The organism is Streptomyces sp. NPDC020422, from assembly GCF_044386705.1.
GTDB lineage: Bacteria > Actinomycetota > Actinomycetes > Streptomycetales > Streptomycetaceae > Streptomyces.
Map to the genome: position 1 here is coordinate 219,713 of NZ_JBIRVJ010000001.1, position 22,749 is coordinate 242,461.

Annotated in this window: 23 protein-coding genes; 12 read left to right on the forward strand and 11 right to left on the reverse strand. The window is 73.6% G+C overall.

The window, feature by feature from the left end:
* The first annotated feature begins 24 nt into the window (after window positions 1–24).
* From ACH414_RS01045 to ACH414_RS01075, 7 genes are all read left to right on the forward strand, one after another.
* On the forward strand, window positions 25–906 hold the full coding sequence (locus tag ACH414_RS01045; RefSeq protein WP_382544815.1) for a diacylglycerol/lipid kinase family protein: 882 nt from the start codon (window positions 25–27) through the stop codon (window positions 904–906).
* A gap of 118 nt (window positions 907–1,024) precedes the next feature.
* Window positions 1,025–1,702, forward strand: coding sequence for a beta-glucanase (locus ACH414_RS01050; protein WP_382544812.1), 678 nt, complete (start codon window positions 1,025–1,027; stop codon window positions 1,700–1,702).
* Window positions 1,703–1,786: 84 nt separating this feature from the next.
* Complete coding sequence (locus tag ACH414_RS01055) at window positions 1,787–2,614, forward strand: hypothetical protein (RefSeq protein WP_398940497.1); 828 nt, start codon at window positions 1,787–1,789, stop codon at window positions 2,612–2,614.
* 166 nt (window positions 2,615–2,780) lie between these two features.
* Complete coding sequence (locus tag ACH414_RS01060; protein ID WP_398940498.1) at window positions 2,781–4,094, forward strand: esterase/lipase family protein; 1,314 nt, start codon at window positions 2,781–2,783, stop codon at window positions 4,092–4,094.
* Window positions 4,095–4,108: 14 nt separating this feature from the next.
* A complete protein-coding gene (locus tag ACH414_RS01065) occupies window positions 4,109–5,134 on the forward strand; it encodes an alpha/beta hydrolase (protein ID WP_398940499.1) in 1,026 nt (341 codons plus the stop codon).
* Complete coding sequence (locus ACH414_RS01070; RefSeq protein WP_398940500.1) at window positions 5,131–6,582, forward strand: carboxylesterase/lipase family protein; 1,452 nt, start codon at window positions 5,131–5,133, stop codon at window positions 6,580–6,582. The genes ACH414_RS01065 and ACH414_RS01070 overlap by 4 nt, the downstream gene beginning before the upstream one ends.
* 46 nt (window positions 6,583–6,628) lie before the next feature.
* Window positions 6,629–7,912 (forward strand): geranylgeranyl reductase family protein, encoded by a 1,284-nt coding sequence (locus ACH414_RS01075; RefSeq protein ID WP_386561734.1) that lies wholly within the window; start codon window positions 6,629–6,631, stop codon window positions 7,910–7,912.
* A 4-nt stretch (window positions 7,913–7,916) separates the two neighbouring features.
* Here the strand turns inward: ACH414_RS01075 and ACH414_RS01080 are convergent, their stop codons facing one another.
* Complete coding sequence (locus ACH414_RS01080; protein ID WP_398940501.1) at window positions 7,917–8,174, reverse strand: lipopolysaccharide assembly protein LapA domain-containing protein; 258 nt, start codon at window positions 8,172–8,174, stop codon at window positions 7,917–7,919.
* A 130-nt stretch (window positions 8,175–8,304) separates the two neighbouring features.
* On the opposite strand from ACH414_RS01080, the gene ACH414_RS01085 reads away from it, so the two are divergent.
* Complete coding sequence (locus tag ACH414_RS01085; protein ID WP_382544789.1) at window positions 8,305–9,171, forward strand: YhjD/YihY/BrkB family envelope integrity protein; 867 nt, start codon at window positions 8,305–8,307, stop codon at window positions 9,169–9,171.
* A 99-nt stretch (window positions 9,172–9,270) separates the two neighbouring features.
* Here the strand turns inward: ACH414_RS01085 and ACH414_RS01090 are convergent, their stop codons facing one another.
* Together ACH414_RS01090 and htpX are read right to left on the reverse strand one after the other, a co-directional pair.
* Window positions 9,271–9,906: a hypothetical protein gene (locus ACH414_RS01090; protein WP_398940502.1), complete on the reverse strand. Its 636-nt coding sequence runs from the start codon at window positions 9,904–9,906 to the stop codon at window positions 9,271–9,273.
* A gap of 18 nt (window positions 9,907–9,924) precedes the next feature.
* Window positions 9,925–10,839 (reverse strand): zinc metalloprotease HtpX, encoded by a 915-nt coding sequence (gene htpX, locus ACH414_RS01095; protein WP_398940503.1) that lies wholly within the window; start codon window positions 10,837–10,839, stop codon window positions 9,925–9,927.
* A 411-nt stretch (window positions 10,840–11,250) separates the two neighbouring features.
* Between htpX and ACH414_RS01100 the strand changes: the two genes are divergently transcribed.
* On the forward strand, window positions 11,251–12,678 hold the full coding sequence (locus tag ACH414_RS01100) for an APC family permease (protein ID WP_398940504.1): 1,428 nt from the start codon (window positions 11,251–11,253) through the stop codon (window positions 12,676–12,678).
* Between the two features lie 93 nt (window positions 12,679–12,771).
* Here ACH414_RS01100 and ACH414_RS01105 read toward each other — a convergent pair whose 3' ends face one another.
* Together ACH414_RS01105 and ACH414_RS01110 are read right to left on the reverse strand one after the other, a co-directional pair.
* Window positions 12,772–14,118 (reverse strand): uracil-xanthine permease family protein, encoded by a 1,347-nt coding sequence (locus ACH414_RS01105; protein ID WP_398940505.1) that lies wholly within the window; start codon window positions 14,116–14,118, stop codon window positions 12,772–12,774.
* A complete protein-coding gene (locus ACH414_RS01110) occupies window positions 14,115–15,239 on the reverse strand; it encodes an aryl-sulfate sulfotransferase (RefSeq protein ID WP_398940506.1) in 1,125 nt (374 codons plus the stop codon). Before ACH414_RS01110 ends, ACH414_RS01105 begins: the two co-directional genes overlap by 4 nt.
* A gap of 193 nt (window positions 15,240–15,432) precedes the next feature.
* On the opposite strand from ACH414_RS01110, the gene ACH414_RS01115 reads away from it, so the two are divergent.
* From ACH414_RS01115 to ACH414_RS01125, 3 genes are all read left to right on the forward strand, one after another.
* Window positions 15,433–15,987, forward strand: coding sequence for a helix-turn-helix domain-containing protein (locus tag ACH414_RS01115; protein ID WP_398940507.1), 555 nt, complete (start codon window positions 15,433–15,435; stop codon window positions 15,985–15,987).
* 129 nt (window positions 15,988–16,116) lie between these two features.
* Window positions 16,117–16,968 (forward strand): serine protease, encoded by an 852-nt coding sequence (locus ACH414_RS01120; RefSeq protein ID WP_386561744.1) that lies wholly within the window; start codon window positions 16,117–16,119, stop codon window positions 16,966–16,968.
* Between the two features lie 73 nt (window positions 16,969–17,041).
* On the forward strand, window positions 17,042–17,500 hold the full coding sequence (locus tag ACH414_RS01125; protein ID WP_398940508.1) for a hypothetical protein: 459 nt from the start codon (window positions 17,042–17,044) through the stop codon (window positions 17,498–17,500).
* Here the strand turns inward: ACH414_RS01125 and ACH414_RS01130 are convergent.
* The 6 genes from ACH414_RS01130 to ACH414_RS01155 form a co-directional block, all read right to left on the reverse strand.
* Window positions 17,475–18,377 (reverse strand): hypothetical protein, encoded by a 903-nt coding sequence (locus ACH414_RS01130; protein WP_382544766.1) that lies wholly within the window; start codon window positions 18,375–18,377, stop codon window positions 17,475–17,477. The genes ACH414_RS01125 and ACH414_RS01130 overlap by 26 nt on opposite strands.
* A 138-nt stretch (window positions 18,378–18,515) precedes the next feature.
* Window positions 18,516–19,865, reverse strand: a complete 1,350-nt coding sequence (locus tag ACH414_RS01135; protein ID WP_382544763.1) for a patatin-like phospholipase family protein — start codon at window positions 19,863–19,865, stop codon at window positions 18,516–18,518.
* Entirely contained in the window at window positions 19,862–20,275 is a 414-nt protein-coding gene (locus tag ACH414_RS01140; RefSeq protein ID WP_382544760.1) for a hypothetical protein, read from the reverse strand. Before ACH414_RS01140 ends, ACH414_RS01135 begins: the two co-directional genes overlap by 4 nt.
* Window positions 20,272–20,757, reverse strand: coding sequence for a hypothetical protein (locus ACH414_RS01145; RefSeq protein ID WP_382544757.1), 486 nt, complete (start codon window positions 20,755–20,757; stop codon window positions 20,272–20,274). Before ACH414_RS01145 ends, ACH414_RS01140 begins: the two co-directional genes overlap by 4 nt.
* Window positions 20,754–21,683 carry an acetoacetate decarboxylase family protein gene (locus ACH414_RS01150; protein WP_382544754.1) on the reverse strand — a complete coding sequence of 310 codons (930 nt, stop codon included), beginning with the start codon at window positions 21,681–21,683 and terminating at the stop codon, window positions 20,754–20,756. Before ACH414_RS01150 ends, ACH414_RS01145 begins: the two co-directional genes overlap by 4 nt.
* A complete protein-coding gene (locus ACH414_RS01155) occupies window positions 21,680–22,744 on the reverse strand; it encodes an esterase/lipase family protein (RefSeq protein ID WP_398940509.1) in 1,065 nt (354 codons plus the stop codon). Before ACH414_RS01155 ends, ACH414_RS01150 begins: the two co-directional genes overlap by 4 nt.
* Window positions 22,745–22,749: the final 5 nt, after the last annotated feature.

A 22,749-nucleotide genomic window follows, 5' to 3' on the forward strand; every position in this document is an offset into this window, starting at 1 on the left:
CTTCTGCCGTCGGAGGCCAGATCCATGCGACAGTTCACCGCCGTCGTCAACCCCACCGCAGGGGGTTCCAGCGGCACGGCGGGCCTGCTCCCGCTGGCCCGGCTGCTGCGGGAGGCGGGCGCGGGTCTCGAGACCGTGTACAGCCGCAGCCTGGAACACGCCCGGGAGCTCGCCCGGGAGGCGGGGGCGCAGGGGCACGTCGTGCTCGCGGTCGGCGGTGACGGCATGGCCGGCACCGTCGGCGGCGCGCTCAGCGGCACGGACAGCGTCTTCGGCCTGGTCCCGGCCGGACGCGGCAACGACTTCGCCCGCGCCCTGGGACTTCCCACCGACGCCCCCGGCCTCGCGAAGGTGCTGCTCGACGGCGAGCCGCGGGCCGTCGACACCATAGAGGTGGAGTCCGCCGCGCACCCGCGGACCTGCATCCTCGGCAGCGTCTACGCGGGCGTCGACGCGGTGGCCAACCGGCACGCCAACGCCTCCCGCCTGCTGCGCGGCGCGGCCTCGTACTACGCGGGCGGTCTGCGCGCGGTCCTGGCCTGGAAGCCCGCCGCGTACCGGATCACGATCGACGGGGTGCTCCACGAGCGCACCGGCTACACGGTCGTCGCGGCCAACTCCGGCTTCTACGGCTTCGGCAGGAAGATCGCTCCGGACGCGCGCGTGGACGACGGGCTGCTCGACGTCGTGGTCGTCAAGAAGGCACCGAAACGTCTCTTCTTCGCCATGATGAACGAGCTGAAGACGGGCGCGCACGTGCGGCGCCCCGAGGTCGAGATCCTGCGCGGCAAGGAGATCAGGATCGAGGCCGACCGCCCGCTGCCGTACGGCGCGGACGGCGAGGTGGACGCGGTCCTGCCGGTGACCCTCCGGGTGCGGCCCGCCGCGCTGCGGGTCCTGGCCTGAGCGGTCCCCGGCGACGGATGGCGAGTTCCTGACAGGAGCGGCGGATTCCGCATCGAGACGGCCCGGGTGGGCACAACTCCGACGGCAGCACGACCGCCCGCCGACGTGAGGAGCGCGCATGTCCACCTGGCCACCGGTCCAAGAGCCGGTCTTCACCGCGGACTTCGGCTCGTTCGACCAATGGGTCGCGGGCCGCAGCTGGGCCTATCCGAACGGAGGCCCGGTCAACCCCGGCGACAACAAACTCGACCACCTCGTCGAGGACCCGGCCTACAGCCGCACGGGCCTCTTCCGCGCCACCCGCCGCCGCGACGGCCTGTGGGACACCGGCCTGCTGACGACGGAGGGCAGCCCCCAGGGCTTCGAGGTCCGCACGGGGGACGCGCTGGAGGCACGGGTGCGGCTCCCCGAGGAGACGGGGGCCTGGCCGGCGATCTGGACCTGGCGCGACGGCGGCCAGGAGGTCGACGTCTTCGAGTACCACCCCGACAACCCCGACCTCCTCGAACTCTCCAACCACGTCCGCGGCACCTACCACTACCACCGCTCGCCGGCCGTACGCCCCGGCGCCACGATCGGCCTCCGCGTCGAGTTCGGCGCCCGCTCGGTCGTCTGGCACCTCGACGGCGAGGAGATCTTCGCCGACCACCGCGGCGTGGGCCACGCCTGGCACGCCGCCCTGATCGTCAACCTGTCCGTCTGCGCGGGCCGCTACCACCCGGCCCCCGACGCCGACACGACGGAGATGTCCTACGAGGTGCAGGAGCTGCGGGTGTTCCGGTCCGGGGGCTGGTGAACGGGCGGTTTCCCCGAAGGGGGCGCGGGACGGCCCGGCAGGCCGGAGACTGGCCGTGGGGCATCGGCTGGGAGGGGAGCTCGGGTGGACGTCTTCGTCGTGTTGTCGGTGGTCGCGGGCGTCGGATTCCTCGCGGTGGTGCGGCGGTTCCTCCTCTACCCCTGCCGGCCCTCCACCTGGGAGTACGCGTTCGGATCGGCGTACGGGAAGCAGCGCAGGGCGCTGGACGCCGCTCGGCGGGCCAAACGACGCATAGAGGGCTCGCACCGGGAGGAGGCGGCCCGCGCCGAGCGGCGCGTCGACGAGATATCCGAGCGGGGGGACCGGCGGCGCCGGGAGCTGGAGAAGCGACGGGACGACCTGCTGCGGGAGCGGGACGGCGCCGCACTCGAACCGGCCGTGGGGCGGCTCTGGCTCCATGAGCGCGTGGTGCTGGTGCTCAAGGAGACGGGAGAGGCCGAGGACGGGGCCGCCGAGCGGGGCGGACCGGCGGAGGTCGAGGCGACCCTGCCGCTGGCCGGACTCGTCATCGACCCCTATGCGTTGCAGGACAACATCTTCATCCGCTTCAGCCGGCCGGACGGCACCCGGCTGTCCGCGACGTTCCCGCGGCAGCGGTACAAGGAGGCCGACGTCCACGCCTTCGCGGACCGTCTCCACAACCAGGCGAGGAAGGAGACGGCCGCCCACGCGCGCCGTCGGCAGGAAGCCGACGGGATCACGCGGGAGATCGAGCGGACCCGGGCCGACACGGAGGAGAAGGTCCTCGCCGCCCGGGAGGCACACGAGGAGCTGGTCGAGGCCCAGCGCGAGGACGAGCGCCTCCTGCGGGCCGACGCCGCGTGGGAGGCGGCGTGCGCGGAGTGGCGCACCACGACGGGGCACCGGCCCGTGTGGTGGTGGCGGTGGTGAGACGCCCACCCCTCGGCCCCGCCCGACCACCATGCGCACACCCCCCATTGTGTGGTCCACCTACATGCCCCCTCGCCACCCCGCCCGCCTAGCGTGTGCACACCCGGTGCCGGGACGCATCGGGTAGGCGCGCCAGGAGCGCATGACCGGGGGAGGGGGCCGGCGGATGGGCGACAGACGCGGACGAAGGAGCGGGTGGCGGGCCTGGGGAGCCCGGGCCGGGGCGGTGGCCGGTGTCGTCGCGGCCCTGCTGGTCGTGCCGCCCGCCGCCGGGAGCGGGCAGGCGGTGGCCGCGACACCACCCGCGTACCTGAGTCTCGAGGCGAGCTACGGGGCCGGGACCGTGAGCAACGGCTGGGAGCGCGTCGAGCGGTACGCCGACTCGACCGGCGGCTTCCGCACCGAGGGCTTCCCGCCGGACGGGCGCGGCGACCAGGACGGCAAGCGCGTGACGTACTTCGGGGGAGTCTCGCGGCCCTCCTCGGGACGGTTCCTGCTCTACTCGGCCCCCGGCTGGAACACCGGCGGCCGCACCACCCCCGTCCTCCTCGTGCACGGCGCCAACGACACCGCGGACCGCGCCTGGGCCAACCCCGGGGAGTCGGGCGGCTACGGCTGCGGCGCCGCCACCTGCCCGTCCACCGGACTGATGCAGTACCTCGCCGAGCGCGGCCACCGCGTCTTCGCCGTCGGCTTCGCGCACAAGCAGGGCGACAACCTCATGCAGGCGCAGATCGTCGGCGACGCCATCGCCGTCATCAAGGCCAAGCTGGGCGTCGACAAGGTCGACCTGGTCGGCTGGAGCAAGGGCGAGATGTCGACCCGGGCGTACGTGTCGTCCGTGAAGCCGAGCTGGGGCCGCGCGTACGCCGGTGACGTACGCCGCCTGATCACCCTCGGCGGCCCCAACGGCGGCTACGACTACCCCTACGCCCACGGCTGGGCCCACGACTTCTCCATCTGGCCCGCCTGCGGCGGCCAGGTCAACGCGCCCTCCCCGCACTCCCACATGACCTGCTACGGGACGTACACCGCCCGCCCCGAGTTCTCCATGACCCCCTCCGGCGGTTACGACAACTACCCGGGCCAGCGCCAGATGCTGGCCCGCTGGGACGGGGTGTACGGAGTCGACGGCGCCGCCCAGGACTGGTACACGACCTACTACGGCGGCCAGGGCTTCTACACCGCGGGCAGCGGCATCCAGGCCGCCATCGACGCGGGTTCGCTCATCGCGCCGCTGCACAGCGCCGGGGTGCCCGCCTCCGTCACCACCTATCTGCTGGCCGGCGGATCCGCCGACATCGTCGGGATCTTCAACGAGAACCGGGGACCCAGCGACGGCGTCGTGTTCACCGCCAGCGCCCTCGACACCACCGGCATCCCCACCGTCGGCGGCAAGGCCACCGTCGCGGCCGCCAACCACCTCGAACTGGGCTGGCACCCCACGGCCGCCGCCCAGGTCGCCACCTGGCTGTCCTGAAGGATCGGATCACCATGAACACCCTCCGCACCCGCCGTGTCCGCACCGAGCGGCTGACCCAGCAGATCACCGACCTCAGGGACGAGGGCGAGGCCGTCGTCTTCGTCCACGGCAACGTCTCCTCCTCGGTGTTCTGGCACACCACCCTGCCCACGCTGCCGGCCGCCTACCGCCCCCTCGCCGTCGACCTGCGCGGCTTCGGCGGCACCGATCCGCTGCCCGTCGACGCCACCCGCGGCCTGCGGGACTACGCCGACGACCTCGCCGCCCTCCTCGACGCCCTCGGCATCGAGCGGGCCCACCTCGTCGGCTGGTCCATGGGCGGCGGGGTGGTCATGCAGTACCTGCGCGACCACCCCGGCGCGGTGCGCTCCCTCACCCTCGTCAGCCCGGTCTCCCCCTACGGATTCGGCGGCACGCACGGCGCGGACGGCACCCTCAACTCCCCTGACGGCGCCGGGTCGGGCGGCGGCACGGCCAACCCGGACTTCGTGCGGCTGCTCGCCGAGGGCGACCGCGGCGAGGACACCCCGGTCTCGCCGCGCTCCGTCCTCGCCGGCTGCTACGTCAAGCCGCCGCTGCGCCCCGAGCACGAGGACGCCTACGTCGAGGCCATGCTCAGCACCCGCACCGGTGACGCCCACTACCCGGGCGACAGCACGCCCTCCGAGGCCTGGCCCGGCTTCGCACCCGGCGGCCGCGGGGTGCTCAACTGCCTGGCCCCCACCCACTTCCGCGTCGACGACCTGCACCTGGTCGACCCCAAGCCGCCGGTGCTGTGGATACGCGGCGAGGACGACGTCATCGTCTCCGACACCTCCCTGTTCGACCTGGCGCACCTCGGCGCGATCGGCGCCGTACCGGGATGGCCGGGCACCCCGGCGCAGCCGATGCTGGCGCAGACCCGGCACGTCCTGGACCGGTACGCGGCGGCCGGCGGAACCGTCCGCGAGGTCGCGGTCGCCGACGCCGGGCACGCCGTCCACATCGAACGCCCCGAGGAGTTCGGCAAGGCGCTGATCGAGGTCCTGTCGGCATGACCGTGTGCACCACCCGGCAGGGCGCGGTCCGCGGCCGCGCCCTGCCCGACGGCGTGACCGCCTTCCTCGGCATCCCCTACGCGGCACCGCCCTTCGGCGCCCGGCGGTTTCGGGCCCCCGCCCCGCCCGAGCCCTGGACGGGCGTGCGCGAGGCCACCGCGCACGGACCGACCCCGCCGCACGCCCCCTACCTCCCGCCCTTCGACACCCTCATCCCGGACGACACCACCCGGGGCGAGGAGTGCCTCAACCTCAACATCTGGACCCCGGCGCCGGGGCCGGACGGCGGCCTGCCGGTGATGGTCTGGCTGCACGGCGGGGCGTTCACCAACGGAGCCGGCTCGGTCTCCGCGTACGACGGAAGCGCCTTCGCCCGCGACGGCGTCGTCTGCGTCACCCTCAACTACCGGCTGGCGGCGGACGGTTTCCTGCACCTGCCGGGCCGCCCCGACAACCGCGGCCTGCTCGACCAGATCGCCGCCCTGCGCTGGATCCGGGAGAACATCGCCTCCTTCGGCGGCCACCCCGACCGGGTGACGGTCTTCGGCGAGTCGGCCGGCGCCATGAGCATCGGCACCCTCCTGACCGAACCGGCCGCCCGCGGCCTGTTCCGCAGGGCCGTCCTGCAGTCCGGCGCCTGCCACCACTTCCTGCGCCCCGCCTCGGCCGCGCGCATCACCGCCCACCTGGCGCGCACCCTGGGAACCGCCCCGACCGCGGACGGCTTCGCCGCCGTGCCCCTGGAGGAACTCCTCGCCGCCCAGGCGGAGTTGCGCGCCGAGGTGAGCGCCCGGCCGGACCCCGGGCTCTGGGGCGAGGCGGTCCTCAACCTGATGCCGTTCGAACCGGTGCGGCCCGCACTCGCCCTGCCCCCGCCCGACTGCGGGATCGACCTGCTGATCGGCAGCAACCTGGACGAGTACCGCCTCTTCCTCGCCCCGACCCGGGGCCTCGACACCGTCACCGAATCCGCGCTCCACGCCATGACCGCGGCCTACGGACTCGACCCCGCCGAAGCCCTCCCCGTCTACCGGGCCGCCCGCCCCGACGCCACCCCGGGCGAACTCCTCGCCGCCGTGGCGACGGACTGGTTCTACCGCGTCCCCGCCATCCGGCTCGCCGAGGCCGTCCCCGGCTCCTACCTGTACGAGTTCTCCTGGCGCTCCCCCCGGTTCGGCGGCACCCTCGGCGCCTGCCACGCCCTGGAGCTGCCCTTCGTCTTCGACCGGCTGCACGACCCCGCCTACGCCCCGCTGCTCGGCCCGCACCCGCCACAGGCCCTCGCGGACGCCGTGCACGGGGCGTGGGTCGCCTTCGCCGAGACGGGCAGCCCCGGCTGGACACCCTACGACCGCGCGGACCGCACGACGATGCAGTTCAGCACCACCCCCGCCCCGGTCACCGACCCCCGCGCGGGGGAACGGCTCCTGTGGGAGGGCGTGCGCTGAGCGCGCTCCGGGTCTGCCGGGCGGGGCCGAGGGGCATAGTAGGGGAGTGATCACCCCACGTGACGAGGAAGCCCAGGTCATCGTCGTCGGCGCGGGACCCGCGGGTTCCGCCGCCGCGGCCCACCTCGCGCGCGCCGGTGTCGACGTGCTGCTCCTGGAGAAGAGCGGCTTCCCCCGCGAGAAGGTGTGCGGCGACGGGCTGACCCCCCGCGCCGTCCACCAGCTGGTGCGGCTGGGCATCGACATCGACGCACCGGGCTGGATGCGGAACAAGGGCATGCGCTGGGTCTGCGCCGGCCATCAGGCGGAGATCGACTGGCCCCGCCTGGGCGCCCTGCCCGACTTCGGGCTCACCCGCAGCCGCCACGACTTCGACGACCTGCTCGCCGCCCACGCGAGCGCCGGCGGGGCACGGCTGCGGACCGGGGTGAAGGTGACGGGCACCCTGACCGACCGGGACGGACAGGTCACCGGAGTGACCGCCGACCACGGCCCGGAGGGCCGGCCGGTGCGCTACCGGGCCCCGTTGGTGGTCGCGGCCGACGGCGCCTCGGCGCGCACGGCCCTCGGCCTGGGGCTCGAACGGGACACCAGGCGGCCCGTCGCCGCGGCCGCCCGCCGGTACTACCGCAGCGAGGCCCGCAGCCACGACCCCTATCTGGAGCTCTGGGCCGACCTGCGCTGCCCCGGCACCGGACTCGACCTGCCGGGCTACGGATGGGTCTTCCCGATGGGCGACGGACGCGTCAACGTGGGCCTCGGCGCCCTGCCCCAGCGGCAGGGACGGCAGCGGCCCGTGGACCTGCGGGCGACCTTCGGGCACTGGCTGCCCCGACTGCCCGAGGAATGGGGGCTCTCCGAGGAGAGCGCCGAGTCCCCGCTGCGCAGCGCCCCGCTGCCGATGGGCCTCAACCGGCACCCGCAGTACCGGCGCGGACTGCTGCTCGTCGGCGACAGCGCCGGCATGGTCAGCCCGTGGAGCGGCGAGGGCATCGCCCAGGCCATGGAGGCCGCCGAAGTGGCGGCGGAGACCATCGCCCTGGCGCTCGCCCGCCCGGCCGGGCCGCGCCGGGAACACGCGCTGCGGCAGTACCCGGCCGAGATCAGGCGCCGTTGGGGGCGCTACTACCGGCTCGGCAGCGCCGCCGGGGACCTGCTCTTCTCCCGGTTCGGCTACCGGCCGCTGCTGCACCCCCGGGTGATGGCCTCGCCGGCCACGCTCGGCGTGCTGGCCCGGCTGCTGACCCATGTCGGCGCCGAACCGGCGCACGACACGGTCGACGCGATCCTGCACGGGCTGCTCCGCCTGGTCCCCGAACCGCGGCGATAGCCGGTCAGCGGCGGGCGCGGCGGCGGTAGGCGAGCAGCATGCCCAGGATCATCCCGGCGAGGAGGGTGACCGTCAGGACGATCCACAGGGGCAGGGTGACCTCGGGAATCCACAGGCGGATGGTGACCGAACCGGTGTTGGCGGCGATGAACCAGACGGCCAGGGCCGCGAGCACCAGGAAGCCGATGGTGCGCACTCTGACGTCCCGTCCCTTGACCGACAGAGTCGGTGGCGCGTGCGCCTTCTCGGAGTAACGAGCCATGTGTCCAGTATGGGCAGATTCACCCCCATGGGCGAGTCCGCGTCCGTGTCGCCCGGCCGCGGTCGCCGCCCGGCCCGGCTTCGAGTCCAATGTCCTGGACGGGCCGTTCGGGGAAGGGCAGGGAGACGGGATGTCGTTGGCGACCCGGGCGCGCAGCATCCGGAGCGCGGCCGAGCGCCGCTTCCCGGTGCTCTCGGAAGTGGCGAGCCGCCTCGTGGGCGGCAGCCTCCTCGACGCCGCCACCCGGCTCGCGGCCCAGGCCTTCCTGGCCGCGGTGCCCCTCCTGTTCGCCCTGGCGGCCTTCGCCCCGCACGGCGTGCGCGAGCAGCTGCAGGAGTCCCTGCGCGCCATGTTCGGGCTCGACGGAGCGTCGGACGCCCAACTGCAGCGGGTCCTCGACGCCTCCGCCGCCGACAGCCTCCGGGAGACCACCGGAGCGGTCGGCGCACTCGTCGCCCTGATCTCGGCCACCAGCTTCAGCCGGGCCATGGCGAGGGTGTGCGAACGGGCCTGGGGACTGCCCAAGGCCGGCACCCGCATCGCGGCCTGGCGCTGGATGGTGTGGCTCCTGGCGCTGTGTCTGGTGGTGCTGTTCCAGGCCCCGATCCGCGACGGCTTCGGACTCGGCCTGTGGCTCGGCGTCCCCACGTACTTCGTCGTGGGCGTGGCCGTCTGGCTCTGGACCCAGCACCTCCTCCTCGCCAACCGCGTCCGCTGGCTGCCCCTGCTGCCCGGCGCCCTCCTGGCCGCCGCGGCGACGTCGGCCCTCGCCCTCACGGCCCGGCTCTACATGCCGGCCGCGCTCAACAGGGCGCTCGACGAGTACGGTTCGCTCGGCCTCGTCCTGACGATGCTGTCCTGGCTGATCGGCGTCTGCGCCGCACTCACCTTCGCGGTCACGATCGGCGCCGTGCTCGCCCAGGAGCCGCCGCTGGGGCGGTACTTCGCGGCACAGGAGCGCGAGGGTCCGCCGGCAGCGGAGGGGGCCCCTCGATGAGGACGGCTGCCGAGCGGGGCCCGTCAGGACGCGCGAAGCGCCGGCCGGACCGCCGCCCGACCCGCTCGGGCACGCCGGACCGGCCGCGGCCCGCTGGGCTCAGCCACCCCCGGAGGCAGGTCCGCCGTCGGTGCCGAGCCCCGGGGCGCCCCACAGCGGGAACCACCGCTCCAGGTCCGGCTCGATCGCGAGATCGCCCGCCAGCAGCGCCCTGACCTGGAGTTCCAGGGCGTTGTCGCGGCGCTCGGCGCCGTCCGCGCGCGGAGCGAACGGATAGAACGTGCCCCGCTTGTAGAGGTAGACGAGCGCCAGTTCGTGCGGGGCCCGGGTCTCCGCGGCGGGCGCGTGGAAGGCGGTCAGGGAGCAGAGCAGCTGGGGGCCGAAGCCCGCCTCCTGCAGCAGCGTGTTGACGGCGTGCAGATCGTTGACCAGCGCGACGAGGTCGTCGGCCGGGCGCCGGGCGGAGAGCCAGGTGTACCCGTACGCGTCCCTGGAGAACGCCGGGGCGGCCTGCCCGCCCGAGGCCGCGTCGAGCAGCTCCCGCACCTCCTCCTTCAGCCGGACGAAGGCCCCGCCCTCCACCCCCGCGAAGCAGACCGACCCCCGGCCCGTCGGCACGAAGCCGGCGCCCGCCTGGAGGGTGAGGGCCGCCGAAGGCAGGGCGAAGAGCCGGTCCAGGTCGGGCCGGACCGGCCTGTCGCGTCCGAGGATGCTGTCGAGGATTCCGACGGCCACGTCCCTTCCGTACCGGGCTCACGCCTGGCCCAGCCGCTCCGAGATCCGGGCCAGCTGGTCGAGCCGCTGCTCCAGGGTGGGGTGCGAGGACAGCAGCCGGCTCAGGCTCTCCTTCGACGAGAAGGCGGGCGCGAACCAGAAGGCGTTGTACGGCTCGGCCCTGCGCAGGTCCCGGGTCGGGATCCGCGCCATCTCCCCGCTCACCTTGGTCAGGGCCGCGGCGAGCGCCGACGGGCGCCCGGTCAGCAGCGCCGCGGCCCGGTCGGCGGCCAGCTCGCGGTAGCGGGAGAGCACCCTGGTCAGCAGGAAGCCGAGCACGTACACGGCCCCGCTCACGATCGGCACGAGGATCACGGCGGCGGCCGCGTTGGCGTCCCGGCTGCTGCGGCCGAGCCCGCTGTAGAGCGCGACCCGGGTCATCATCCCGGCGAGTACCCCGAGGAACGAGGCGATCGTCATCACCGCGACGTCGCGGTGCGCCACGTGGGACATCTCGTGGGCGAGGACGCCCTCCAGCTCCTCCGGCTCCAGGCGGCGCAGCAGCCCGGTGGTGACGCACACCAGCGCGGTCCGCTCGCCCCGGCCGGTGGCGAACGCGTTCGGCACGTCGCTGTCGGCGACGGCGACCTTCGGCTTCGGCATGTCGGCCAGTGCGCAGATCCGGTCCACGGTGCCGTGCAGCTCGGGGGCCTGTGCGCGGGTGACCTCCCGCGCGCCCATGCCGAGGGCGGCGATCCGGTCGCTGAACCAGAACTGCGCGACGAACAGTCCGCCCGCGACCAGCAGGATCACGGGCCAGGAGCCGCGCAGCAGCACCAGCAGGACGCCGACGAAGACCACGTACAGCAGCCCGATCAGGAACATCGTGGCCGCCATGCGGGCCGAGAGCCCCCGGTCCGGGGCGTAGCGCGAGCGTGACGGGGTCCCGGACATCCGGGCACCTTCTTCCGGGCCTGCGGGCGCGTTCCGCACGCGCCCCCTCTGCCAGTGTGCGCCCGGTCCCGCGGTGCCCGGGCCCGCCGCCACCCGGCGCTTCCGTGGCACCCTGGAGACTCGTCCGCATCCTGAGCGCCGACCCCGGCGGCGGTAAAGCGAGGGAAAAGTCCTCGGGCGGCCCCTGCGGTTCCCGTACGGAGCGTTTACGCCGTCTTATCGCGTTCTTCACGTCCCCCAGCGCCGCCGGGGCGGGTCGGAACGACGGATTCCGCAGCCGGTAGGGCATTGACCTGCGGTTCTCCCCGGGCTTCCATTCAGCCCGGGAGCCACGGAACCACTGACCACGGACGCCTCGGAGGCGATACCGCTCCCGTTCACTACGCCGCTCGCACCGATCGGAACCGCCTGATGACGGACACCCTCAGCGCCCCGCACGCGCTGGCCCCCCAGACCGGCCCCGTGCCGCAGAAGCTCAAGCGTTCCATCGGTGTCGTGGGAGGCACCCTGCTCACGCTGTCGTGCGTGACGCCCGCCTCCACCCTCTTCGTGGTCGTGCCGGACCTCTTCGACGGCGTCGGCACCTTCGCGGCCCTCACCATCGCCATCGGCTCGCTGCTCTGTATCGGCGTCGCGTTCTGCTACTCCGAGCTGGGCACCCTGATCCCGAGCGCGGGCGGCGAGTACGCGATCGTCTCCACCCTCGCGGGCCGGCTCGCCGGCTGGCTGGTGTTCGTCCTGTCCCTGCTGGTGGTGATGATCGTGCCACCGGTGATCGCGATGGGGACCGCCGACTACCTCGCGCCCCTGGTGCACATCCCGGCCCCGCTCGCCGGCGCCGGCGTGATGCTCCTCGCGACCCTCGCCGGCCTGCTCGACCTGCGGGCCAACGCCTGGATCACCGGCATCTTCCTCGTCCTGGAGGTCGTCGCCGCGGGCATCGTGGCCGTCCTCGGCTTCGCGCACTCCGAGCGGGGCGTCGGCTCCCTGCTGCACGGCGAGGTCGCCCCCGCGGGCGGTACGCACTCGCTGGTCACCGGCGCCATGGTCGTCTCCGGCCTCGCCATCGCCCTCTTCGTCACCCAGGGCTTCTCGACGGCCGTCTACCTCTCCGAGGAGCTGGAGAACCCGCGCCGCACCGTGGCCCGCACCGTGCTCGCCACCCTGGCCATCTCGACCGCCGTCATCCTGGTGCCCGTCGTCGCGATCACCCTCGGCGCCGGCGACCTCCAGACGCTGACCGGCGGCGACATCAGCGGCATGATCACCGCCTGGTCGAACTCCGCCGTCGGCACCTTCATCAGCCTCTGCGTCGCCCTGGCCATCGTCAACGCCGGCATCGTCATGGTCATCCAGAACTCCCGCGTGCTGTTCGCCTCCGCCCGCGACAAGGCCTGGCCGCAGCCCGTCAACAACGCCCTCTCCCGCCTCGGCCGCTTCGGCTCCCCGTGGGTCGCCACCCTCGCCGTGGGCGTGCCCGGCGCGGCCCTGTGCTTCGTCAACCTCGACACCCTGTACGGCGTCACCGGCGTCTCCGTCACCGGCATGTACATCCTGGTCGCGGTCGCCGCGCTGTTCAGCCGCCGGGGCGCGCACCGCCACGTCGCGGCGTGGCGCATGCCGCTGTGGCCGGTCGTGCCGGTGCTGCTGATCGGCGTCCTCGCGTACGTCCTCACCATGCAGGAGACCGAGTACCTGCTGTGGACCGGCGGCATCACCGCGGCGGCCACCCTCTACTGGGCCCTGTACCTGCGCCCGCGGCGCGACACCCGCTGGCTGGTGAGCATCCCCGAGGACGAGCACGAGGAGCAGCACGAGGACGGGCACGCGCTCGTCTGACCTTCCCGGTGATCCGAGGGAGACCCCGCGGGCCGGGGCGGCGGCTGCCGCCCCGGCCCGCGTCCTGTCGGGCCGGCCGGACGGCGCCGGACCTCACGGTGTGGCCGGCTCCGCGGGGCCCTTCCGGGCCCGCCCCGGCCGGTCGAGACGGCCGAGGAGGGCGCTGAGGAGGACCGCGGTCAGGGTGCCGGCGACGACGCCGCTGCCCAGGACGGTGCGGGCCCAGCCGGGGAATCCCGCGTACAGGTCCGGGCTGAGCAGCGGCAGCAGGCCCACCGTCAGGGCGAGCGCGGCCGTCAGGGAGCCGGTGCCGGTGCCGGAGAGGTCCGCGCGGCGGAGCATCTCGACGCCCATGACCGCGATCACGGCGTAGACGACGAGTGCGGAGCCGCCCACGACCGCCTCCGGGATGCCGGCGAGGGCGCGGGAGACGGGGGTGGCCACGCCGAGGACGATCAGGAGCACGCCCGCCGCGGCGGTGACGAAGCGGCTGCGGACCCCGGTGAGCCGGCCGATGCCGATGTTCTCGGCGCTGGTGACCATCAGGGACGTGCCGAACAGGCCGCCGGCCAGGGAGACCAGGGCGTCGGCGCGCGCGACCCTGGGGACGTCGCGGCCCGGGTCCGGGGTGCGGCCGACCGTCTCGCTGTTCAGCACGGTCTGGCCGGTGATCTCGGCCAGCGTGGTGAGGCTGAACAGCAGCAGCGGCAGGGCGGCGATCAGGTCGAAGCGCGGTGTGCCGTACGGGAGGAGGGCGGGCAGGGCGAAGCCGTGGCCCGCCGCGGGGGCGAAGGTGCCGAGGCCGGTGACGACGGCGACCAGCGTTCCGGTGGCCATGCCGGTGAGGACCGCGGTCTGCCGCCAGACGCCGCGCAGGAACACGTACGCGGCGACCGTCGCGGCGACGGTGAGGGCGGCCAGCAGCACCGCGCGCGGTTCGCCGGTGCCGTCGGGGCCGGTGACGAGCCGGGCGGCGACGCGGATCATCGCGATCCCGATGAGCAGCACGGTCACGCCCATGACCAGGGGCGGGAAGAGGCGCACCACCCGCCCGTACAGGGGCAGCACGGCCATCAGCAGGGCTCCGGCCAGCAGGACGGATCCGGCCGCGGTGGGCGCCCCGTGGTCCTGGGCGATCTGGAGGAACAGCGCGGTCGCGGCGCCGCCGGGCAGCATGACGAACGGCAGTCGCCCGCCGATCCGCCAGACGCCCAGGGACTGCAGCAGGGCGCCCGCGCCGCACAGCAGCAGGACGGCGCTGAGCAGCGAGGCGGCGGCGCCGGGGGACAGCCGCAGGGTGCCGGCGACGAGGAAGACGGTGGAGACGGGCGCGGCGATCATCGCCAGCACGTGCTGTGCGGCCAGCGGCAGCAGGCGGCGCGCCGGGACGGGGGCGTCGACGGCCTCGGTCGCGTCCCGGTGGGCGGTGGCGGTCGTCATGCCGTCACCTCCAGCCAGGGGATCTCCTCGGCGGTGTAGCGGTAGGCCCGGAAGACGGCGTTGGGCTCGGCGGGGAAGAGCCCCCGGACCTCGCTCTCCCGGTAGCCGGCGAAGTGCGGGACGACGTACTCCCAGCACAGGTAGCCGTCCTTCGTCACCTCGAAGAGGCGCCCCGACGGGGAGTCGGTGACGAGCGTGTTGCCGTTCGGCAGGCGCTGCGCGGATCCCATGAAGGGCGCGAAGAAGAACTCGCGGGCCGGGTCGTGGTACTCCCAGACGACGTCGCCGCCGGCCCGGTCGATCTCGATCACGCGGGAGTACGGGACGTCGTTGCCGGGCCGGAAGACGCCGTTGTCGAAGACGAGCAGCCGGCCGTCGTCGAGCTCGGTGGGGGCGTGCTGCTGGCTGACGGTGCCCGGGCCGCTGCGCCAGAGGATCTCGCCGGTGGCGCGGCTGATGACGACGACGGCGGAGACACTGCGAAGACTGGCGAGGATGTTGCCGTCGCGCAGCGGGGTGACGCTGTTGATCAGCGGCCAGTGCTCACGGGCGTACGCCTCGTGCAGCGGGAAGGCCTCGCGGTCCAGGTGGTCCGCGGCCCGCCAGGACCACAGGAGTTCGCCGTCCGGGCCGATCTCGCGGATGGTGTCGGCCCACACCAGCCCGCCGGCCGCCTCGGAGCCGGGGACGCCGCCCCGTACGGCGGCGGCCTGTGCGCCGTCGAGGGGTTCGAGGGCGGTGTAGAGGACGCGTCCGTCGTCGAGGTGGTGGGCGTCGTGGTGCTGGAACGGGTCGCGGTGCTCGCGCAGCACGGTGCCGTCGGGGGCCGCGTGGAGCATGACGCCGCCCCGGTACTTGTGCCACATCGGGAAGAGCGCCTCCTCGCCGGGGAGCACTCCGTTGTAGGCGAGGGTGCCGTCGGCGAGCAGCCGGGCGTGGCGGCCGGGGCGGTAGGGGAGGTCCCACTGGTGGACGGTGCGGCCGTGCAGGTCGACGAGGTACACCTGGCCGGTTCCGGTGAGCGGGGCGTAGAGGGTGTAGCCGGGGGAGGCGGCCTCCTCGTCGAGGGCGATGAGGCCGGTCGGGCGCCGACGTCGGGAGTTCTGGTCGATCACGGGCATGGCGGGGCTCGCCTCCAGGGCGTCAAAGTTTCTTTGATGAGAGCAATCGACTTTGAAGGTAGAGGTGTTGTGTGACGGGCGTGTGTCGGGAGTACGAAACCGTCTCGGGGGTGTCGGCCCGGGCGGCGTAAGGTGCCGTCACGCAGCAGGAACGGCGCCGTCGGCGCCGTGGGGCGGGGAAGGCGGAGGGGTCATGGAGGGTGCGAACGCGCCGCGGGTCGGGTCGGCCGTGCGCCGCAGGCGCCGTGCACTGGAGCTGACGCTCGCCGAGGTCGCGGGGCGCAGCGGCCTCTCCTCGCCGTTCCTCAGCCAGATCGAGAACGACCGGGCGCGGCCCAGCATGCGCTCGCTGCAGCGGATCGCGGACGCCCTCGACACGACGGCGGTCCAGCTGCTCGCCGCCTCCGACGAGACCCGTACGGTCGAGGTGGTGCGCGCGGGCGACGACAGCGGCCTGAGCGAGGGGGCCCGGGTCCGGCCGGTGGTGCGCGGCCGGCATCAGCTGCACGCGCTGGAGTTCACCGGGGAGCAGGAGGCGGACCGCGAGTTCCGGCACCGCAACGACGAGCTGCTGTACGTGGCGGACGGCTCCGTGGAGGTGGAGGCCGACGGCCGGCTCCACCGGCTGGGGCGCGGGGACACCCTGCTGCTGTCCGGCGGGGTCAGGCACCGCTGGCGCACCACCGCGGCGGGGACCCGGGTCCTGGTGGTGGCGGTGGGGGACCACGTGGAGGTGCTCGGGGCCTGAGGCTGCCGGGGGTCACGGCCTCGGTGGCTCGATTCCGCATGCCCTCTTGTGGGTTGGGGCGGAGGTTCTAAGAATGCTCATGACAACCGGAGGATCTTCGGTTGCATGTCATCGGAGGGGAACCCCCACATGAAGAAGCCTCTCGTCGGCGCCCTGCTCGCGCTGCTCCTGACCGGAGCGGCCGCCGCCCCGGCCGTGGCCTCCGCGCCCCCGGCCGCCGCCCACCGTGACCAGGCCACGGCGGCCGTCGCCGTCGACTTCGCCGGCACGGTCGCGCTCAGCAACTGTTCCGGCTCGCTCGTCCGCATGCCCGCCTCCACGCCGAACGACCCCGCGCTCGTCCTCTCCAACGGGCACTGCCTGGAGACCGGCATGCCGGGGCCCGGCGTGGTCGTCAAGGACCAGCGCTCCACCCGCTCGTTCTCGCTGCTCAACTCGGCCGGCACCAAGGTCGCCACGCTGCGCGCGAGCAAGATCGCGTACGCCACGATGACCGACACGGACATCTCGATCTACCAGGTCGGCAAGACCTACGCGCAGATCCAGAGCCTCTACGGCATCAGCGCCCTGACCCTCAACGACGCCCACCCGGTGCAGGGTTCGTCGATCAAGGTCGTCTCCGGGTACTGGAAGCGGATCTACAGCTGCAACGTGGACGGCTTCGTCTACCGCCTGAAGGAGGGTGACTGGACCTGGAAGGACTCGGTCCGCTACACCTCCTCCTGCAACACCATCGGCGGCACCTCCGGCTCGCCCGTCATCGACACCACCACCGGCAAGGTCGTCGCCGTCAACAACACGGGCAACGAGGACGGCCAGAGCTGCACCGTCAACAACCCGTGCGAGGTCGACGCGAACGGCGCCGTGACGGTCCGCCAGGGCATCAACTACGCCCAGGAGACCTACACGATCGTCCCCTGCGTCGGCCCCGGCAACGTGATCGACCTGAACCGCCCGGGCTGCGTCCTGCCCAAGCCGTAACGCCCCCCACGGACGCGGCGGTGCGCGGAAACCGCGTACCGCCGCGGACGGACCTGCGGCTAGCGTGTGCCCCGTGCGCACACCCCGAGGACACGACCGCCGCCCGGCCCGCCGGGGCGCCCCCGGCGCGGCACCGGGACCGGGCCGCCGGCGCCCCGCGGGCCTCACGGTGGCGGGGGCCGATGTCCTGCTCGTCGGGTACTTCTCCGCGAAGGAGAAGGACTTCGCCGCCCGTATGGACGCGGCGGCCGCTGAGCTGACGGCGCTCGGCGCACGGGTCGTCGGCCGGATCGTGCAGCGCCGCGGGGTATCGGCCGGCGGGGCGCGGAATATGGCCCTGCCCTACTCCTCGCGGACCCTGCTCAGCGCAGGGAAGGCGCGGGAGGCGGCCCGCGCGCGCGAGGCGGCGGGGGCCGGCGCCGTCGTCTTCGTCGCCGCCCTGACGGACCGGCAACGGCAGGTGCTCACGGAGCTGTTCGGCTGCCCCGTGGGCGCGCTCGCGGAACTCAGCCGAACATCCACATCCGGTTGACGGTGCCCTGCAGGAGGGACTGCGCCGCCGCCGCGCCGAGGCCCGTCGAGCGGTCGGTGACCACCCAGATCCCCGCGTGGAACGTGTAGACGGCTCCCGGGTTCATGAAGAACTGGACGTCGGGTCCCGTCATCGGCCGGGGACCGTCGCCGCCCGTGCGCTCCTCGTTGCCGCTGATCCGCGCGCGCCACAGCTGGCTGAAGGCGTTGACGAGGAAGCGGCCGTTCTCGAACACGGCCAGGTCGAAGCCGCCCTCGGAGGTGGCGTTGCCACCGAGCCCGACGGTCTTCACCGCGTAGGAGTACCGCCCGGGGTCGAGGACGGCATGGGGGTACTTCAGCTTCCCCGGGTTCGTCGAGGGGAGGACCACTCCGACGCCGGCGTGTGCGGCGACGAGTCCCGGGGCCCCGTCGGCGAGCGAGCCCGACCGGGCGTCCAGGCCGACCGCCCCCGTGCGCCAGCTGAGGATCTGCCCGTGCGGCGGATGGCCGGCCCCGTCGTGCCAGGACCAGACGAAGTCGTAGGGCGGGAAGAAGTCCAGGGACCGCGCGTTCGCCGGCGGGCGCGGTGCGAAGAGCTCGGCGGCCTCGGCGTCCCCTTGCAGCTCGTCCGTCGCCCGTGGGCGCAGCACGTGCTCGGTCCGCAGTCTCCCGGCCGCCTCCACGGCGGCCGCGTCGTCCTCGACCAGCCTGCGCAGCGGTCCGTTCAGCGTGTCCGCCAGCTCGGTCAGGGCGGCCTCGGCCGCGCGCGCCCGGGCCGCCTCCGCCAGGGAGTGCTCCACGAAGGCGGCGACCGAGCGTTGCGCGTAACGCCGCTCCGCGTCCGTCAGGCCCTCGCGGAACGAGATCTCGACATTCGCCGCACCGGTCACCGTCATGATCCCGCGACTCCCTCGAATCGGAGTACGGAGAGGCTGGCGCACACGCCCGCGGAACTCCGCCCGGTCACCAGTATCCGAAAGGGGGCCTTCCGGGGGAGCGTTCGGTTACGCCGAACGGGTGAGGTGTGCGCTCGGTCAGCCCCGGGTCAGGGCCCGCCGCCAGCCCACTCTGGCCAGTTCCCCCAAGGCCTCCGCCCGGTCGCGGAAGCCATGGGCGCCGTACGGCTCCATCGAGCCCAGGGTGCGGGCGGCCTCGCGCAGCCCCAGGCGCAGGGTCGCCGCCGTGCCGTCGCCGGCGTGGAAGGCCGCCTCGCGGGCGTCGGACCACAGGTCGGGGCCCCGGTCGTCGGCCAGCTCGCGGTGGGCCCGCAGCTCCCGCCAGGTGCCCGACAGATTGACCCGCGCCACGTAGTCCAGGCCCGTCCCGGCCGCCTCGACCCGGCCGTCGGCGAGCAGCACCCGGCCGCCCCACGGCTCGTGGTCGACGTGCCCGGCCAGGCGCGCGCCGGGGGAGGGGGTGCCGTCCGGGGGCAGCGGGAGCTCGACGGTGACGTCGAGGAGCAGGTCCGCGCCGCCCGCCGTCCGCCCGCGCAGCCGCTCCCGGAAGCGCACCCCGCGCACCGGCTCCCGCATCGCCGTGCACCCCGGGTCCTTCGGCACTCCCGTCGGGACGGCGGAGGCGAGGTACTCCCACGCGTCGCGGTAGCCCATCGCCACGAGGGTGTCGGCGGAGATCCGGCCGGCCAGGAACTCCGGGTCCAGGGGGAGCGGGTGACGCGGTCTGACCACATGGAGGGTGAACGGACGGTGGGCCGCCGCCGCGGCCTGAAGTTCGGCGAAGAGCGCTCCGCCGGCGCTCATCTCGATCATGTGGACGTACTGTTCGAGCGGTCCTTCGCCCCAGTACGGGGTGTTCCCGATGCACCACACGAGCCACACCTCGTCGGCCCCGCGGCGCAGCGCCTCCGTCAGGTTGGCGTCCTTGATCCACACCGCGTCGGTCCAGACCCGCGGCCCGCGGCGCAGCGGTGGGACGAACAGCGGCAGGGACATGCCCGCGGCCATCAGCTCCAGGTCGATCTCGGTGTGCGGCACGGCCACGCAGGTCTTGGTGGCGAAGTCGGCCACGTTGAAGGTGCCCGCCACCGCCGAGGAGCGGATGGCCGCCACGTCGACGCCGAGCGCGGGCAGCACCTTGCGGACCACGCCGTCCGCGTCGCCGAGGGCGGGCAGGGCCCAGGGCCCCTTGAGGTAGTCGGTGAGCGGCAGCAACGAGCCGAAGTCCCGTAGGTCCAGCTCGGACCAGCGCCGGCCCATCTCCGCTGGATCCTGCCCGGAGAGCACCATGCCGGTGGTCATGATGCCGCCCGAGGTGCCGTCGACGTGGTCGAAGGAGAGGCCGTGCTCCCGCAGCGCCCGCACCACGCCGGTCTGCCAGGCGACGCGCATCCCGCCGCCCGCGAGGACCAGGGAGCGCCGGGTCACCCGGTCACCGCCGGGGTCCGAAGCCGGCGGGCCATCAACCAGCACAGCACGGCCGTGGCCAGGTCGAAGAAGGCCACGAGGAGCGCGATCGCGCCGAACAGGTCCCGGATGACCCCGATGCCCACCAGGGCGAAGGCGCCGAACTTCTGCAGCCCCGTCCACAGCAGCACGTAGAAGGGCGGGGCCGGGGTCAGCAGCGCCTGCACGAGCAGACCGCCCACGACGATCATGAACATGCCCACCGTGGCGAAGAGATGGCGGCTGGTGCCCGTCGACTCCACCGACAGCACATCGAGCACCGGCCCCGGCGCGCACAGCTGCACGATGCCCGTCAGCACCGTGATCGCCCCGATCGCCAGGAGGACCGCGCGCAGCACGTCCCGCCGCACATACGGAGGCAGCACGCTCACTCCAGGGCTCCCAGCAGATCGCCCTTGGCGACGACGTACCAGACGATCGCGGCCCACGTGATCGTCGAACCGACGAAGCGGATGTCGTTGAGGTGCATCCAGCGCACCAGCAAGGGCGTGAGCCCGGCCGGACCGTCGAAGTCCCCGGCCCTGATCCTCTTGTTGATCGGGATGATGATCTGCTGCCCGACATAGGTGAGCACGATGATGCCCGCCAGGCAGACCGCGGACAGGACCACGTACCACTCGCCCCACTCGCTCCACACCAGGACGATCCCGGAGACGAACATCAGCGGCACGACCACCGTGAAGAACCTGGTCGCGAGCGTGGTCGGGATGCCGAAGTGGTCCCCGACGTTCTGCGGCGTGAGGGTGCGCCAGGTGGGATAGAGGAAGAACCTCAGCACCCACATCGTGCCCATGTACATCGTCGCGCCGAAGAGGAAGTACAGCGCGTTCACCAGCAGCAGTGCCTCTTTCACGGGTGCGCTCCCACGTCCAGGCGCGGCGGCGCCGGCCAGTCCTGCGACAGACCCAGCCCGACCACGCTGTCCAATGCCTCGCCGTACGTACGCCCCGGCTCCTCGCTGGTGAGGAACCAGCACTCGAAGTGGTCGTCCAGCACCCCCTGCGCCGAGGTCAGATACAGGGTGAAGAGCGGGTCGTCCGCGATGTCCAGGTCGTGCAGCGCGGCCACCTGGGGCGCGTCGCCGAGGACGAGCCGGGCCCGCGCCCGCCGGCCGACCGCGAGGTCGGCCCTGCCGTCGAGATAGATCGTCGACTTCATCAGCATCCCGCGGAACGCGCAGTAGTTGACCGCCGCCGACTTCAGCGGCAGCGCGGTCGCCGGCGGCCGGTCGATCTCCACGTACATCCCGAGCCGCCCGCCGACCTCGTACTGACTGGAGATCGTGGACTCGCCCACCTTGAAGTCGAGACTGGCCTGGTGCTTCGGCATCCCCCAGATGCCCTTGCCGCCCTTGACCGAGATCTCGCTGCTCACCGGCAGGTCCACCACGTACTGCCCGGTGTGGAAGGCCCCGCGCAGCAGCCCCGGCAGCAGCGGCGGCGCCGGTCTCGGGCCGTGCGTGCAGGCCAGGGCGATCGAGAACTCGATGTAGCGCCCGATGTCCGTCCGCAGGTAGTTGACCACCGTGATGACGAGCAGGCCCTTGCCGCCGGGCAGCGCCACCGGGTGCAGCTCGCCGCCGGGCAGCAGCCGGGCGGCCGCCCGCAGGTCGACGGGGAAGCCGGCCATCAGGGCGGGGGTGTCGACCGAGTCGACGGGCAGTTCGAAGGGGATGCCGTCGACCAGGGCGTGCCGCCCGGCGAGCCGGCGCTGCCGGCGCGGCACCGGTGACGGCAGGGCCGCGAGACCCAGCCGGGCGAGGTCCAGGATCCGGTTCATCGGGCGAGCTCCTCGAGGATCAGGGGGTAGGTGTCGGTCGCCGCGCGGCGGCCCAGGAAGACGTCGAGGTGCCCGTAGCCGGGAAGCAGGTGCAAGGTGTCACGGCCGGGCCGGTGCGCGTTCAGGAAGTCGTAGGTGCGCTGCTGGCTCTCGGCCAGGAAACAGAGGTTGTCCTCGCCCGCGAGCAGCACGATCCGCGCGTCGGTCCGCGGCGCCCGCTCGGCGAACGCCCTCGGCAGCCCCTCGATGTGCTCCGCCGCCACCAGCTGCCCGGCCCTGACGCACCGGTTCATCTGCGCGAAGAACGTCATCGGGACCTCGGCGAACTCGCCGCGGATCCACTCGTGCGTCGCCTCGTCGAGGTTCGCGTGGGACCACAGCGCCGGCCAGCCGCTGCCGTACGTGAAACTCACCATGCGGCACACCGAGTTCCGGCACTCCGGATGCGTGGCCCGCACGAACCACACCATGAGCCGGGACAGCGGCCCGGCCGGCCGGTCGCCCCAGGCCGGCGAGAGGGACGGCATCACCCGCGCGACGACGGGGGCCAGACGGGCGAGCTTGAACGTCGAGAGCCGGGGCACCACCGGATGCAGCGACACCGCGTTGCTGACCACCGTCTCCACCTGGGGGAGCAGCCCGGCCGACAGCGCCATCATGAAGGACGTCGAACCCTGGCAGTGCACCACGGCCTTGAGCCGGTCCGCGCCCGTCGCCGCCAGCACGTGCGCCACCGCCGCCGGGTGGTCGTACGCGGCGGCCTGGTCGAGCGTCCACGGCACCGGATCGAGGTCGATCGACGCCCGCCAGTTCAGCAGCCAGACGTCCCAGCCCTCGTCCACCAGGGCGTCCACGAAGGTGCGGCGCAGCGGGGGCCGGAAGAGCTCGGCCCGCACGCCCGCCCCGTGCACCACGAGCACCGGACCGCGGTGGGCCGGACGCCGCCCCCGTACGTGCACCAGGGTCAGCGGGCGTCCGTCCAGCGCGGTGAGCGGCCTGACCTCCGTCACATGGTCACGGCGGGTCGTCGCAGCGGGCTGCGCTCCGGAGGTCTCGGTCATGGCGT